Below are 14819 nucleotides of genomic sequence, written 5' to 3' on the forward strand. Positions count from 1 at the left end.
CTTGCTGGGACAAGCTGTAAAGAATTACCGCTCGGCTATTTATTTTTCCGCAACGTTGACACCGCTTGCTTATTATCGGGACATGCTCGGAGCAAGCGAGGAAGACTATACATTACAGGTCCCTTCCCCTTTTCATCAGGAGCAATGGGATGTACGTCTGCTGCCGCTCTCCATCCGTTATCGGGACCGTGAGCGTTCCAAAGGGGCGATTGCGGATATGCTGGCTGGATTGGTGGCGGAGCGGAAAGGGAACGTCCTTGTGTTTTTCCCGTCTTATCCGTATTTGCGAGAGGTATATGAGGAGTTCATGCTTCGGGGCGTGTCTGCAGATACGCTGGTACAAAGTCCAGGCATGACCGAACCGGAGCGGGATCACTTCCTAGAAGCCTTCAAGCCTGGGCAAGGGCGCACTCTGCTTGGCTTTGCCGTATTGGGTGGTGTGTTTGCTGAAGGTGTCGATTTACCAGGTGATCGCTTAAATGGGGTAGTGGTCGTCGGTGTCGGCTTGCCGCAAATTGGAGCGGAGCGGGATGTGCTGCGTGATTATTTTTCGGAACAGGGACGGAATGGTTTTAACTATGCGTATGTATATCCGGGGATGAATAAGGTTCTTCAGGCTGGTGGCAGACTTATTCGCACAGAGCATGACGAAGGGCTGCTGGTGCTGGTAGACGATCGTTTTGCCAAGGAACCCTATGCTTCTTTGTTGCCAGATGAATGGAAAAGCTACCGTTTGACGGAACAAGCGGGATTAAGGAAGGAATGGATGGACTATGAATTTTAATTTTCATAATGACTCCATACGCGGGGTGCTGCGTAGCTTTGGTCATGAGGATGCCGAAGTAGATAATATAGAGACTTTTGTGACATTTGCGCGCTTGGCTAACGGTATTTTCAGAGAAATGGATACTGATCTGACCAAGTTGGGGGCTTCTCAGGGCCGGATTATTGTTCTTAGCCTGTTGCATTGCCATGCACCGCATCGCATGACACCATCGGAGTTAGCGGAAAAAGCGGATGTCACGCGCGGGACCATGACGGGGCTGATCGACGGTCTAGAGCGAGATGGAATGATAGAACGCGTGGCCCACGAGAGTGACGGACGGATGGTGACTGTCGGATTAAAAGCGGCAGGACGAGAACTGTTAAGCAAAATAGTCCCTTATTATACGAAGCTCATCCAGTCGTGTATGTCCGAGTTTACGCCACAGGATCATAAGATGATGAAGAGTTTGCTTAGAAAAATGAAAAACGGTTTTGAGCAATCGTTGCCGAAATGCTGAATCCCTGGTGTCTGAAATAAGGAATAGGAGAGGGAATATGTTCTTTTATACAGATGAGGTTTATGAAGCTCGTGATTTTGGCTCGATGGATGCCAGAGAAGGCGAGTGGAGAAATTGCGAGTTTACCCGATGTCGCTTTCGGGGTGTAGAGATGAATGAGTCTCTTGTAGAAGGCTGTACCTTTGTGGACTGTGATTTTACCGGGGCTATTCTGAATGCATCTCACTACAAGGAGTCGGCGTTTACCAATTGTCTATTCACCAGCGCGAACCTGTTTGTGGTTCGGTTTGATAACTGCAAGCTGGTAGGTTCAGATTTTGCGGGAGCCAATATGGATGGGATTACGATTACGGGCGGAGACTGGTCTTATACGAACTTACGTCATGCAGATTTAAGAAAACAGGATTTGCGAAAAATACGATTCAAAGAAGCGGACTTATCTGAGTGCAATCTGGAAAAGGCAGATTTGCGGGAGGCGGATCTTACCCAGGTCAGGCTGCACAAAGCCCATCTTCAAGGAACAGACCTGCGCGGTGCAAAGATGGATGGCGTCAATTTTAAAGATCTGAACATCACCGGAGCCAAGCTGGATATCGAGCAGGCCGTAGCAGTGGCACGTTCTTATGGGGCCAAGGTGGATGGCTAAAAGCACGGAGATACAGGAGCGTTCTGACCTGTGTTACCCCGTGCTGAGAAGTGTAAGAATACTAAATCTGAAAGTTTAATCTTTATGGGAAGCCGGTAGTAGCGGAATCGCTGCTTCCGGCTTCTGATTTGGCAAATGGTTAACTCCTACGGGTTCTAGAGGTTGCTGTGGTACCGTCCAGTTACGTGCCGTATCTGCGGCTGTTTGCTGCTCCAGCAGACGTTTGGCCACTTCGTAGCAATCATCGACATGCCGATTGCCAATCGTCCGCATCGCAGTAAAACCAATCGCTGCGGCTAGTCCCTGTCCCAGTAGGGGGACAAACTTGCTGACCTGCTTGGTGGCGATTCGAATGCCCATTTTCTGCAAAATCTTCACGATCGCTTCTCGGGTGATGAGTCGCCCGATCAGCTTGCTGCCGGCTGAAGTGATAAAGCCATACACCATCGACTTGGTTTCCGCATCCAGACCATCCAGCTGCTGCTCGGATAATCCGAATTTTTCATTAATGGCAGGCAGTAGCTGCATCAAAATGCCGACATCAGCAAGAACGTCAGCCCCTGGAATTGGCATCAATACAGCTCCTCCCGAAGCTGCCGCTCTTTTCATTACCATGGACTTGCACTCTTTGCGGATCTGTTCCAACTCTTCTAGGGTTCGGGCTGTCATATGCATCTCTCCTTCATACGATTCCGATTATAACCTATGATTCTACCCTGTTATTACACACATTTCTACCTTTATTAAGCATGGAGCCAACAAAAAAATCCCTCATCCAGGCGCTATCGCACATTTACTCCTGTAGAGCGATCAGGCATAATGAAGGATGGTTGCCGATAAGAACAAGCCTGTTTTACGGGGATAAAGGAAGGAAGAGACAGATGAGTCAGACAAACGTTTATTTTAATCATGATGGTGGAGTGGATGATCTAGTATCCCTGTTTATGCTGCTTCAGATGGAGCAGGTTCATTTGACTGGAGTATCGGTTATCCCAGCAGATGGTTACCTGGAGCCAGCGACGGATGCCAGCCGCAAAATTATTGATCGTTTTGGACAATCTAAAGGCCCTGTTGAAGTCGCCAAGTCTAATTCACGCGGTAAAAATCCGTTTCCTGCCGCTTGGCGTTTACACTCCTTCTATGTAGATGCATTACCCGTGCTGAATGAATCAGGACGAATGGAAGCGCCGCTTTCATCTCTGCCAGCTCATCAGCATCTGATCGAAAAGGTACGCGGAGCTGAAGGCAAAACGTTGTTGCTATTCACTGGACCGCTAACCGACCTTGCTCGTGCGCTGGATGAAGCACCGGATATTGAAGCCAAGATTGAAAAGCTGGTATGGATGGGCGGCACCTTTGAAAAAGGGAATGTAGAGGAGCCGGAGCATGACGGTACCGCAGAGTGGAATGTGTTCTGGGACCCGGAAGCGGCCTATCGGGTATGGCAAAGCGGCATCACCATTGATCTGGTGGCGTTGGAAAGCACAAGCAAAGTGCCTTTAACCCCAGCAGTACGCAATCGTTGGGCTGCCGAGCGCCGATATGAGGGCATTGATTTCCTGGGCAATTGCTACGCAGGATGTCCTCCGCTCGTGTATAGCGAGACAAACTCAACCTATTACCTGTGGGATGTACTGACCACTGCATCTGTAGGACGCCCGGACATTGTCAAGAAAAAGACGGTGCATTGCAGCGTTATTGCAGAAGGCCCAAGTCAGGGCAGAACGGTGGAACAGGCGGATGGACGCCCCGTGAACCTGGTATATGATACAGACCCGGAAGCCTTCTTTACGTATATGGCGGATTTGGCCAAGCTGGCTGCTCCCAAACGTTATTAAGCCCAATGGTTTACAGGTATGTGGCCTAAAGTGATCATACTGTCTAGTATGAATTCATAGTAATAAACCCGTGACGTTATCCGTCACGGGTTTATTACTAAATTTGCGGTCCCATATGATTGCAAACCTACTGCTGTTTCAGGCTGACTCCTGGTATATTTTCAGAGTGAACTGGAGCTTGATCTCCGTCCCGCTACCAGGCTCGCTAACCCCTGTCATTGTACCATTCATTCGTTTCAACAACTGTTTGGTAATCTGCCAACCCAAGCCGGGATTACCATAGGAGGGAGAGGGCCCGAAGTCATGCTCCAGCCACATTTTTAGTTTATTTGGAGATATACCAATCCCCGTATCCTTTACTCTTACTTCCAATTTAGCCTCAGGCGCATTGGTCACGGACTGGATATTTGCAGATAAGGTGACTGATCCCGTGCTTGTAAATTTCACTGCATTATCTACCAAATTAATCAGCATACGGCGAATTTTAGCCTCATCCCCGATAAAAATAGGCGAGCTGGCAAGATTCCAATCCAACCTCAATTCCAAATTCCGTTGCGCAGCTACCTCTGTGTACAAGCTCAACACATTTTCCATCATCGTTCTCAGATCAAATGGATCTTCAATGTCATCGATTTGCCCGGATTCAATTTTGCTGTAATCCAGAATATTATTCAACAGCATCATAAGCGAGCGACTGCTAGCTTCCATAATACTCATATATTGCTGTTGTTCCTCTGTTAACTCCGTGGTCATCATTAGATCCGTAGCTCCCCATATTTCAGTGAGCGAAAAACGAATTTTGTTACTCAGGGAAGAAATCAAATCCAGCTTGCTCATGGAAGAAGCTTCTGCATCGATCTTGTCTTTTTCCAGTTCAACCACATAACCCAGAAATACAGCCATAGCCTTGAGAGCCTTCATTTCTGTTTCAGTCAATTGTGCAGATGGCGCATCCAAAATACAAAGGGTTCCATACCCCTGGCCATTTTTCATACGTATGGGTATTCCCGTAAATGAGTGATTTCCAATGGTTGAAGTCACCTCTAAATCACGTGTTTGCGGATGAGTAGACGTTTCCGAAATGGTAAGGTGATCCGCGGAATGGTTCAGCACCAGACTGCAATAGCTAAGCTCAAAAGGAAGCTCCTCTCCATTACGAACCAGCACTTCTTCCCGGTTAAATGAATCTACAATTACATTGGTAACCCCGTCATTAGCGGCAATAAAAATGGTATTAACATGTAGAATATCACTCAACACATCAATGACATGTGCGGTAGCCTCTTGAATACTATTATAAAAACCTATAGGTGAAGTAGCCATATGTCTCCAATCTTGATGCAAAGTGGTGGTGATCAAAACTCTAATAGTTTGTGTACCCCATTCCTGTTCCTCTGAATGTATTGTTGGAGCGTATCCTTAATTATACATCATTATTTCGTTATAAACCTGAGTCTTACTGCTTCCAATTACCTATTCGTTTGCACAAAACTTCATGTCGTAGGCCGAATGCTAGCCTTTCTGGGAAGGTTTTTGTTTGTATTATTACACATTCACGAAAAACTATGATTGTTTTCATTCTGTTTTCATAAATTCATATGTAATCTCATGATATGAAAATTGTGTAATAAAATAGGAGGATGGAACCAGTAATATCATGTAAATATTCTATATAATAGGTTCAGAGGTGGGATTATGAATAGATGGGAAGCCCTAGATCACTTCCATAAGACCTATGCAGAAGATATGTTGCATGAGAAATTACGTCAGGTAGCGGTCGTACTTGTCCAAGAATAAGCAAATGAAAGCCACTGCATCTCCTGCTATTACCTTCAAGGCGCTTCGAAATGCCCAAGATAGTCATGGTAATAAGATTAAGAAATGGACAGTAACGGGGGAACGATAAGCTGAAATTCGAAAAGAGGAAACGAAGTGTACAAGCCAAGTTACGGTTATTTTATTATATTGATTTTTTTGACTTTAGGAGTAACTGCATGTAGTCTCTCAGACATCAATACTTATAACAATGGGAAAGCAGCTACTGCTAAAGCAAAGCAAGAAAGCACTAGCTACTATCCAGAGAAAAGAACAGACAAAGCCAAAAATGTTGTATCTGCCGATCCAAAGTCCCTTCAGGACGACGACTTTGAAGTCTCATATCGATCACATAAGATTGATAAAAATACGGATATTAAAGAACTTATTCGTAAGTGGGGTTACAGTGAAGGATTTGAAGCTAACAATAGAGGATATAATAGTGGGAATGGAACATATAGAAGGTGGAGCTTGTCTTATCCTAACTATGAAGATCCAGAAATTGATTTTGTAGTTTTATCTAAGATTGAACTTGAAGGGGAGGAACTGGTGGATGGTGAAAGCTATCTAGTAGCCGTGAGTTTGGAGAATCCCAAGTTTAAAACAAAAAGAGGCTTGAAGATCGGTGATACCCTTGGCAAAGTACTACAGCTCTATGGCAAACCGAGTATTGTAACAAATGGGAGTCTGCTTTATTCCAAGAGTGGCTTACATTTGAGGATTCAGTGGGATACTGAAACGGAAAAAGTAAATAATATCTTCATAGAATATAATATGGAGAAATCCATAAAACAGCAACGTAGTGCTGATTATGTAGAAGAGGATGCTCAGCCCGACCCTGATCTAGAACCATATACTATTCAGAGAGAACAATCATTTACCACTACTCTTAATGGATGGGGAGAAGTAAAGTTTATATCCACTTTAAAAGATGAGGATACGAATGATCTGATTCAAGCAAAGTTTTTTTTGGAAGTTAACAGTGACAAAAATGTGGAAAACAAGATCCTGTACGAATTTCCCGAATTTTATGGTAACAACGGTAAAATGATTGATAGGATCAAAGCAGTAAGTTTTAAGGATTTGAATCAGGATGGACGTACGGATATTGTTATTATTGCTGATTACATCACCGGAGTTAATGCACACGGAATAGAGACACTGCCTGTCGCAGGGGTTTACTTTCAGAAAAAAGATAACACATACACTACCCTGCCTGAATTGGATAAGAGTATCAATCAAACTGGACATAACCGAACACTTCAAAATGTCATTCAATACGTAAGCAAACAACGGATAAACGTGCAATAGGCAATGCGAAAAGGGAGCTTTTTATGAAATGAACTTTATAAAACAAAATATAATGCTACTTTTAATCATGTTAATCGCCCTGCTACTAAATGGATGTTCCGAAAAATCTACGAATGAGAAGCAGCAGGCAGTTGCCCCCACGAAACCAAGCACTCAAGTGATAGGGCAAAAAGTTGAAACTGAGCAAGAGTCTGCTGCTCAAAAACAAGATCGAATTAGCAATAATGTAAATCCGAAAAATAAAAGAAATGGAAATTACGTCGCATATTCTAACACATTAGATCAGTTTATAAAGGAAATCCAACCCCCAAATGAGCAGCTTCAGAAAATGCTAAGAGAAGATTTGGACCTTGATGGAAAGCCGGAATACGTGCTTGCTTTTGGGTTAGAAAAAGGGGTGATTGACAACGTATTTGTAGTCCGGGAGGATGCTGGCTATCACATCATTGATAAACTAGAGGACCCAATTATAGTTGAACATCTTAATACAGACATGAAGATCATGAAGCTGGATCAAACAGAACAAAAGTTTATCGTAGTATATTCCAATAGCGAAGTGGATGAGGCCGAAGGATTCTCTATATTTACTTTAGACCATAACCGAATTAACAATCTGAATTATAATTATCCAGAAGCAACAGGGCAAGGAATGAGGAAGCTGGAGGATATTAATAAAGATGGTGTTTATGAGGATGTGAGTTACTACCGTTTTCAGGATACTCAACAACATACGATACTAACATATCATAAATTCGACAGCACCGGACCCGAAAAAACAAAAGTCCTATATGAAAATAAGAATAAAAAATTTGTATATCCCACGGTTCCTAAAGATATTATCCAAAATTATTTGGAAGATTATTATCTTATGAATCGCTTCTTGATACACTTGCCTGAAATGGCGGAATTCACTGCGTTGTCACCAAGTCCGAAAAATCATTTTGAAGATATCATAGATTTTTCCGCTATGGACTATACAGGATTAGACTTGAATGTAAAAGAGATTGCTTATGAGGCTAATCAGCGGGTGTTTTTGGTAAAGAGTAGCTCAGAAGAAGAGGAATCAAACCAAGGACTTCTATTTACGTTAGAAAAGCAATCAGGCAAGTGGAAGATTATGAGTATAGAGATGAACGATAAATTGTAGAAAGTGTGATATCCAGCATGAATTACTTGAAGTACTGCCGAACTTGTTGCGTCCTGTTACTACTCATTTCCTGTGTGGTGCTGAATGGGTGCATGAAGGGACAGGATTCTCCAGCAACTGAAACAAATCATGCACTTTCTCTCCAAAATGACGATAAAACGATTTCCTATTCGAAAAAGCTGGATACGTTAGTGAAAAAACTTCATATAGTCAACGATGAAAATAAGGATTCTGATACCAGACAAAATAAGCTTGAGGAGTTCACACAGGAATTTAATTCGTTGTTAAACCAGCCTGAAAGTGTAGAGATGAAGGATGAAGAATTAGTAGGAAAGTTCAGTAATAATCTCACTATCTTAACAAAATCGTTTCCGTTAAAAAGCGGGCAGCTCAACGTTAGGGTTATGAATTATAGAGCACCTAAAACGGTGACAGGTACGATCGGAGATAAATACACATTTATTCAGTGGTGGAGTACGAAGCAACTTGTACATGCCCAGATGATTGAGGATGGCGGGCCAGAATTGACTACAGACTTCGTGGTTCGGGATTCAGACAAGGGAATACAGCTGTTGTTAGGGGGATATGTTTCAATATATCATCCAGATCCCGTATTTGTTGCGTTGTGGGAATTCTCCGGGAAAAAATGGACACAGAAAGAAATAGTAACAGATAAGATAAAGCTTCCGGATGCGTGGGAATTGAACGAGGATACAGATGAGTTTATTTTAGAGAATCGACAACATGATAGCATGAGTATCGGAGTTTTAGACCACGGCGATGGTTTCTTAATAGACAGTGATGATTCTGAACAAAACCTTATTATTGAGTTCTCCAAAAGTGGAGAAGTCCGTATTGATTCCGAATATAGCACTGCCTTGAATACTTATAGTGAACGGCAAAGCTATGAACTCATTCAAGAGGAATATTCAAAAAATGGGATCGTGATTAAATACCCTCAAATTACAAAACTCAAGAATATTGCAAAGCAGAAATCTTTAAACCAAATTCTTAAGGCTGATGCTTTAGAAGGATTACAAAAATATGCAGATTCCAATGCCGGAGTCCATGTCGAAATTGATTATGAGATCAAACGACAAAGTGAACGACTCTTGAGTGTTCAATATACGGGTATTCATTATATGAAGGACGCAGCCTATCCTACTCATATGTTTTATACGACGAACCTGGATATGAAGCAGGTTTCAAGAATAAGATTGAGAGATCTGATAAATGTCGAGAAACCTTTTATTGAGCTTATAAAAAGCGGAGAGATTACAGCTGTTCAGCCGGAGCAACAAGGGTTAATTGGTGATTTCACAAAAGATGATTTGATTCAATTGTTAGCAAATGCGGATGTAACCAAAGGTTCGCTTACGGAAGTAGAAATGGAATCGTTTAGTTATTTCACAAATGATTCATTGGGGATGAGTGTGCCTATGGCACATGTGGTAGGGGACCATGCGGAGTATGAAATTCGTTTGACACAAATTCCAGAGAATATCAGGCAGAATGAGGAACTATGGAGTGAGCTAAGTTCTGTTAAGGATCAGTCTGTTTCCACAGTTGGCGGTGAAAAGTTGAATACGGACCAATATGAAATTGAAGAGTCGCAGTCTTTTCAAACTACTTTTCGAAGGCTTTGGGAAAGTACGGTTTGTATCAACTCAAGCAAAGAAAGATGAAATCCCCAAAAACTACTTTTTTCTATTAGATGACCAGGAGCGAGTTATATATTCATTTCCAGATATGTATGGAAATGAATGGTGGTATGCTGATGAGGGCATAGAAGCGGTAGCCTTTAGGGATGTAAATAAGGATGGTTTAAAAGACATTATCATTATTGCTTATTATGAAACGGGCACTGGACCAGATGGTGCAAAACCATTCCTTATAGCGGACATTTATTTTCAGAAAAAAAATAAAACTTTTACCACAATTCCTGCATTAGATGAGACTCTTAACGATCAGGGACATAATCAAACCATCAAGGATGTCATTCAATACGTAAGCAAACAACGGATAAACGTAAACTAACCGACATAGAGGAGCGGTAACATGGGATATCCAATCATCAAGTATAATGGAACAGTTTTATCTCTTAAAAATCCAAAAGTTAAAGTTGTACAGAAAATGAATGAGCATGTGAAGGTCATTTTGACAGGTGTGTTAACGGGTGCTCAAATGGAAGAATATACAGATCATATGGAAGCAGGGGCGAAGTTAGTTGTTTCTTATATGAATGACGATCATAACCAGAGTGTGCTATTTCGAGGGCCAGTCACGCAGTTCAGAATCAAGATGGTATCCAATGTAGCTCATTTGGTTGTCGAAGCTCTATCTTATACAAGCCAGATGGATGAAATACCGCATAGACAATCTTTTCAAAATGTAAAGATGAAGCTGCAAGCATTGCTTGAACACGTGCTCAAATCCTATCCCAAAGCCAATTGTACGAGCCGCTTGAAGGATCAACTTTTACAGGAATTTACGATGCAATTTGATGAGACGGACTGGTTGTTTCTGAAACGTATAGCGTCTCGGCTCGGTTGGGGACTAATACCTGATCCGGTTGGTGAAAAACCTCAGTTTTATTTTGGATTACCGGATGGCGTCAATCAGCCTGAGCTCAGGCAGTATAACTACTCCATGACCAGAAAAACCAAACCAGGAGCCAGCAAGGATGACAACCTTTTATATTATAAAGTACAAACGACAGGGGCTAGAGATGTCCTGCTGCAAATTGGGGCGGAGGTTAAATTTAAAGGGAAAGCATTATACGTCCTGCAATCGGTTGCGTTTATACGCCATAGTGCTTTGTGGCATGAATATGTGCTGACTACATTGGATGGAATGAAGCAGGATTTGATTGTAAATGAAAGCATTCGTGGTATCTCGTTAAAATCGAAGGTTATTGGAATCGAGCAGGACCACGTGAAGGTTTTCTTTTATGAAATGGATAAGGTCAAGCCGAATGTCAAGGAAACATACGCTTTCCCAACGGCTACATTTTATACATCGGAAGGGAATACAGGATGGTACTGCATGCCGGAGCTATTTGACTTTGTAGACATATACTTCCCGACCGCTAAAGAAAAGGACGCCATTGTAACTCACTCGATCCGCAAGAGATCCAAAGGGGGCGACTTTATTCAGGACCCGTCCACGAAGATCTTTATGACCAAGTACCGCAAAGCTATTATTTTTGAGAAAAATGAAATTTTAATCACGGGGAACGACGATGAAGTGGTGATTCGACTGCTGGATGACCACGGCATCGAATTGCGGAGTAAAAAGGACATCCGTGTTAAGGCTGATGGGAATTTGGTATTCAATGCAGGGAACACAATTCAAGTCACAGCAAAAGATGCCATCGGGTTAAAATGTAAAACAAGTTTAGTCGAGATGGACGGTAACATTAAAATGACTGGAGAAAAGATAAAGACGCAGTAAATAAAACCACCAAGAGAAGGGGAAAGCATGGCTAAAGTAGTTACAGGAGCAATTGTAAATGAAAAAGCGCCGACCCAGGAAGATATGGTCCAAGAATGGAAACGTAAAATAAGCAAAGGCGAATATCCCTTTATTTATGTAAATCAGCCTCTCACCCAAAGTGAAAAACGTTAAATAAGTCAGACAACGAGTAAATAAGGCTCCTTAGGAGCCTTATTGCATTTATAATTCAATAATCTAAATTTTTTTTAGGATTCCTACTGTCAATAAACCAAGCAGGTCCGCTCACACTAAGGACTTTTTTCTTTTTATAATCATAAGCAACAGATATGACTTGGTCTTCATGCTCTTTTATATAGCCACGGAGATACACGGTAGAGTTAACGTAACTACCAATAAATTCGTTATTTTTGTAAATAAATTCTGCATTATAATACTTCTTAATATATTCTTTTCCAATAGGTATACCAGATTGGACGTACTCTTCTTTTTGTACATCCTCTGTATATTGCATGTAATAAAAGATTCCTACAAGGATTGAAACTACTATAAAGATGCTTTCCCAAACCTTTCTCTTCTTCAAGTTGAATTCTTCTCCTTAGTATCTCCTTACTATAAACTCAGAACATTATTGCTTTTTATTATGTTAACAGTAGGATAGCTCATTTATTTAATACAAGGATCAGCTCGGTACAACGTCTAAAAATTGTGTTCATATATGCAAATTTCTTCTAACATACAGTTACAAAGTCCTAATCGTTATTAGGTATGAACCGCGACCAGAAATGCAGTAACCAACGACTTTATACTTATTTTTACTTTTAACTATACCCCAAGTAAATGGGAAGTATTATAATGATTTTACTTCCTTAGATTGGAAAAATGTATTCCCTTATAGAGATTGATGACAGACGCTTTTTTGTGAAAATACTTTAATTTCCATAATTAAGGAGTATTCTTTTCGGGATTCCGGCTATCAATGAACCAACCGGGGCCACTTACATCTATGATTTCCTTTTTTTTATAGTCATAGGTGATGGAGACTGTTTGACCCTCATGCCCCTTTATATATCCATAAAGGAAAACCGTAGAATTAACATAAGGGCCATTGAATTCATAATCTTTCAAAATGAAGTCTGCGCTATAGTATTGTTTAATATATTCTTTCCCAAGAGGCAGGGCGATAGTTTGGACAAGTTCTTTTTTTTCTGCATTTGATGTGTACTGTATGTAATAGAAAACTCCTACAAGGATGGAAACTAGAATAAGGGTATAAACCCCGATTTTCTTTTTCATATTATCTTTCTCCTTTTTTGGTAGTAATAACTTTTTATAACTTTATAATATATAGGTCAATTAAACAAGGTGGGGAAAAGATGCAATATATCACAGATGAGACTTATTGGCACATAGCAGAAAGAGTATATTTGCGAAGTAATGATGTAAAGGCTTATGAGAGTGAAAGCATACCTGGTTGGAAAGCTGTTAAGTTGGACGATAGACTATTACATGACACGAACGGTTCTGGATTCGATGCGACTGTGTTCCATAACGAAAAAACCAATCAGGTGATCATCGGTTATAGAGGGACAGAACCTCCAGATCGGCCCAAGTGGAGCGTAGCGATGGACTGGGGGACGGACATCAGCGATGTCGTCGGAGGACGTGCGAAAACGTTGGAAGAGGTCCATCATTATTATGAAAATAATAAGGAAGAGATAGCTAAGCTCCAACCACAGGTGCAAAGTGCATTTCTTCAATATGAGGAAAAGTACCAGAATAATCAATTCACACAAGCACAAAATTTATATGATGCGGTAAAAAAAGAGTACCCCTCTGCTGAAATATCGACAACAGGCCATTCTCTGGGAGGAGCGGAGGCAGAATATGTGGCGGTACGGAACGGGCTGTCTTCGGTCAGTTATAATGCACCAAGCATTGTCCATCTTTTATCGGATGATCTTCAAAAGAAGGTGGAAAACGGCGATTTTCAAAAGACGAATGTTGCCTATGTCAATCCGAAGGATACCATCGGTTCAGGGGTTAAAGATGCAAAACCACATGTGGGAACAACCTACTTTATAAATAAGGATTATAAGACCGCGAACGAAGCCAAAATCACTGTTCCTGTTTCATTACCAGTCGAAAGAGAAAATAAATGGGCCAACTTTTTTTTGGGACCCAAATGGACTCCCATTGTTTATGTCCCAATTACGTTGCCTATGATGCAGCAAGATGCAATTACCAAGTTCTATAATTCGGTATTGGGTGAAGTGACGCATAGCATGGATCATTTCACATTTGATGAAAACGGCAATATCAGCAATCCGCTGTACACCATGGACGGACAGTTGGTAGAAGGTAATCCGCGGGTGGAGGCGTACGAGCAGATGCTGGCTGCGCAGGCAGAGCTCAAGCAAGTCATGGGCGATTTGGTCGAACGCTACGGTGGACAATGGGGTGCCCTTGGACAGTTTGCTGCTCATGGGCTAGGTGTGAATTTGATGGGAGCAGGCCAACAAAATGGCCGCGTTCATGGTGGGGCTTATTTTGTGGGCAACAAAAATGGGGGCACAATTCAATTAACACCCGAGGAGCTAAAGCATGCGGCTAATCAGATGCGTTCTAGCTTGCATGGATTTTCTAGTGATACCCGAGCGTCCATTCAGTTATTTCAGGCTCATATCGGAACAAGTGAGAGTCAGTCCTTGACCCCGCTTGCGCATAGTGCAACGGCGACACTGGATCGAATTAATCGCTGGTATCAGGAATCGATTACAGAAATAGCCGAGTATATTGATCGTAAGGGCCAGGAATTTACGATGGCCGATCAATAATAAGAGCAGCTGAAAGAACACAACGGGAGGCGAAAGGAATGAGCAGAATATCTTTGAGCCTGGGGGATCTGCGGAGGGCTGTACAGCAGTGCGAGCAGCTAAAGCAAAGACTTCAGCATCAGGAGCAGCAGATGAAAAACATATATGGTCGTCTGCAAGACTGGCGAGGTGAATCGGCTGCTGAATTAACACGTAAAATGGAGGCGTTTCTCCAAGGGACAACTGTACGCCTGCAGGAATTGGACGATCATAAAGAGCAGTTAAAGCGTTATATTCGCAAAATGGAAGAAGCTGATCGGCGTGAGGAGAGACGCAAACGGGCAGCACAGTGGTGACAGGCATATATCATAGCTAACTTTATGCTGTTGTGGTCAGCTACATAACTTAAATGAACCGTACAACCGCTAGGGGAGTTCTGCGGGGTACGGTTTAATGTGTTTACATTAAACCTACATATTATAGTAGAAAAAATTTATAGTAGAGAAAATT

Annotated in this window: 16 protein-coding genes; 12 read left to right on the top strand and 4 right to left on the bottom strand. The window is 42.1% G+C overall.

Annotated features, from left to right (window positions below):
- From AC5V8P_RS14810 to AC5V8P_RS14820, 3 genes are all read left to right on the top strand, one after another.
- Nucleotides 1-784, top strand: a 784-nt coding sequence (locus tag AC5V8P_RS14810) for an ATP-dependent DNA helicase (RefSeq protein WP_495473702.1), incomplete at its 5' end; no start/stop codon positions are given.
- Nucleotides 774-1283, top strand: coding sequence for a MarR family winged helix-turn-helix transcriptional regulator (locus AC5V8P_RS14815; RefSeq protein WP_064797681.1), 510 nt, complete (start codon nt 774-776; stop codon nt 1281-1283). The genes AC5V8P_RS14810 and AC5V8P_RS14815, both read left to right, overlap by 11 nt.
- Nucleotides 1284-1320: 37 nt before the next feature.
- Entirely contained in the window at nt 1321-1929 is a 609-nt protein-coding gene (locus AC5V8P_RS14820; protein ID WP_063207092.1) for a pentapeptide repeat-containing protein, read from the top strand.
- Between the two features lie 75 nt (nt 1930-2004).
- Here the strand turns inward: AC5V8P_RS14820 and AC5V8P_RS14825 are convergent, their stop codons facing one another.
- Complete coding sequence (locus tag AC5V8P_RS14825) at nt 2005-2598, bottom strand: hypothetical protein (RefSeq protein WP_063207089.1); 594 nt, start codon at nt 2596-2598, stop codon at nt 2005-2007.
- 212 nt (nt 2599-2810) lie between these two features.
- Between AC5V8P_RS14825 and AC5V8P_RS14830 the strand changes: the two genes are divergently transcribed.
- The gene (locus AC5V8P_RS14830; protein ID WP_063207086.1) at nt 2811-3767 is read left to right on the top strand and encodes a nucleoside hydrolase; all 957 of its coding nucleotides are present in this window, start codon (nt 2811-2813) and stop codon (nt 3765-3767) included.
- Between the two features lie 138 nt (nt 3768-3905).
- On the opposite strand, the gene AC5V8P_RS14835 is transcribed toward AC5V8P_RS14830, so the two are convergent.
- Nucleotides 3906-5126 (bottom strand): sensor histidine kinase, encoded by a 1221-nt coding sequence (locus AC5V8P_RS14835; RefSeq protein ID WP_495473703.1) that lies wholly within the window; start codon nt 5124-5126, stop codon nt 3906-3908.
- Nucleotides 5127-5699: 573 nt separating this feature from the next.
- Here AC5V8P_RS14835 and AC5V8P_RS14840 point away from each other — a divergent pair.
- The 6 genes from AC5V8P_RS14840 (at nt 5700) to AC5V8P_RS14865 (ending at nt 11667) form a co-directional block, all read left to right on the top strand.
- Entirely contained in the window at nt 5700-6893 is a 1194-nt protein-coding gene (locus AC5V8P_RS14840; protein WP_064797683.1) for a hypothetical protein, read from the top strand.
- 28 nt (nt 6894-6921) lie between these two features.
- Entirely contained in the window at nt 6922-8040 is a 1119-nt protein-coding gene (locus tag AC5V8P_RS14845) for a hypothetical protein (RefSeq protein WP_064797684.1), read from the top strand.
- Between the two features lie 92 nt (nt 8041-8132).
- Nucleotides 8133-9725, top strand: a complete 1593-nt coding sequence (locus AC5V8P_RS14850) for a DUF4163 domain-containing protein (protein ID WP_231116928.1) — start codon at nt 8133-8135, stop codon at nt 9723-9725.
- Between the two features lie 64 nt (nt 9726-9789).
- Nucleotides 9790-10077 (top strand): hypothetical protein, encoded by a 288-nt coding sequence (locus tag AC5V8P_RS14855; RefSeq protein WP_231116929.1) that lies wholly within the window; start codon nt 9790-9792, stop codon nt 10075-10077.
- 21 nt (nt 10078-10098) lie between these two features.
- On the top strand, nt 10099-11493 hold the full coding sequence (locus AC5V8P_RS14860; protein ID WP_064797685.1) for a hypothetical protein: 1395 nt from the start codon (nt 10099-10101) through the stop codon (nt 11491-11493).
- A gap of 27 nt (nt 11494-11520) precedes the next feature.
- Nucleotides 11521-11667, top strand: a complete 147-nt coding sequence (locus AC5V8P_RS14865) for a hypothetical protein (protein WP_196771890.1) — start codon at nt 11521-11523, stop codon at nt 11665-11667.
- Nucleotides 11668-11722: 55 nt separating this feature from the next.
- On the opposite strand, the gene AC5V8P_RS14870 is transcribed toward AC5V8P_RS14865, so the two are convergent.
- Together AC5V8P_RS14870 and AC5V8P_RS14875 are read right to left on the bottom strand one after the other, a co-directional pair.
- The gene (locus AC5V8P_RS14870; protein ID WP_196771891.1) at nt 11723-12076 is read right to left on the bottom strand and encodes a hypothetical protein; all 354 of its coding nucleotides are present in this window, start codon (nt 12074-12076) and stop codon (nt 11723-11725) included.
- 362 nt (nt 12077-12438) lie between these two features.
- Nucleotides 12439-12789 carry a hypothetical protein gene (locus AC5V8P_RS14875; protein ID WP_064797686.1) on the bottom strand — a complete coding sequence of 117 codons (351 nt, stop codon included), beginning with the start codon at nt 12787-12789 and terminating at the stop codon, nt 12439-12441.
- Between the two features lie 80 nt (nt 12790-12869).
- Here AC5V8P_RS14875 and AC5V8P_RS14880 point away from each other — a divergent pair, with 80 nt between their 5' ends.
- Nucleotides 12870-14330, top strand: a complete 1461-nt coding sequence (locus AC5V8P_RS14880; RefSeq protein ID WP_064797687.1) for a lipase family protein — start codon at nt 12870-12872, stop codon at nt 14328-14330.
- A gap of 38 nt (nt 14331-14368) precedes the next feature.
- Nucleotides 14369-14665 carry a WXG100 family type VII secretion target gene (locus AC5V8P_RS14885; protein WP_063207044.1) on the top strand — a complete coding sequence of 99 codons (297 nt, stop codon included), beginning with the start codon at nt 14369-14371 and terminating at the stop codon, nt 14663-14665.
- The last annotated feature ends 154 nt before the right edge of the window (nt 14666-14819 follow it).

Source organism: Paenibacillus sp. N119s (genome assembly GCF_059447605.1).

Coding starts and splice junctions, on each gene's coding strand:
- AC5V8P_RS14815 (WP_064797681.1), top strand. CDS start 774: ATGAATTTTAATTTTCATAATGACTCCATACGCGGGGTGCTGCGTAGC.
- AC5V8P_RS14820 (WP_063207092.1), top strand. CDS start 1,321: ATGTTCTTTTATACAGATGAGGTTTATGAAGCTCGTGATTTTGGCTCG.
- AC5V8P_RS14825 (WP_063207089.1), bottom strand. CDS start 2,598: ATGACAGCCCGAACCCTAGAAGAGTTGGAACAGATCCGCAAAGAGTGC.
- AC5V8P_RS14830 (WP_063207086.1), top strand. CDS start 2,811: ATGAGTCAGACAAACGTTTATTTTAATCATGATGGTGGAGTGGATGAT.
- AC5V8P_RS14845 (WP_064797684.1), top strand. CDS start 6,922: ATGAACTTTATAAAACAAAATATAATGCTACTTTTAATCATGTTAATC.
- AC5V8P_RS14850 (WP_231116928.1), top strand. CDS start 8,133: ATGAAGGGACAGGATTCTCCAGCAACTGAAACAAATCATGCACTTTCT.
- AC5V8P_RS14855 (WP_231116929.1), top strand. CDS start 9,790: ATGTATGGAAATGAATGGTGGTATGCTGATGAGGGCATAGAAGCGGTA.
- AC5V8P_RS14860 (WP_064797685.1), top strand. CDS start 10,099: ATGGGATATCCAATCATCAAGTATAATGGAACAGTTTTATCTCTTAAA.
- AC5V8P_RS14865 (WP_196771890.1), top strand. CDS start 11,521: ATGGCTAAAGTAGTTACAGGAGCAATTGTAAATGAAAAAGCGCCGACC.
- AC5V8P_RS14875 (WP_064797686.1), bottom strand. CDS start 12,789: ATGAAAAAGAAAATCGGGGTTTATACCCTTATTCTAGTTTCCATCCTT.
- AC5V8P_RS14880 (WP_064797687.1), top strand. CDS start 12,870: ATGCAATATATCACAGATGAGACTTATTGGCACATAGCAGAAAGAGTA.
- AC5V8P_RS14885 (WP_063207044.1), top strand. CDS start 14,369: ATGAGCAGAATATCTTTGAGCCTGGGGGATCTGCGGAGGGCTGTACAG.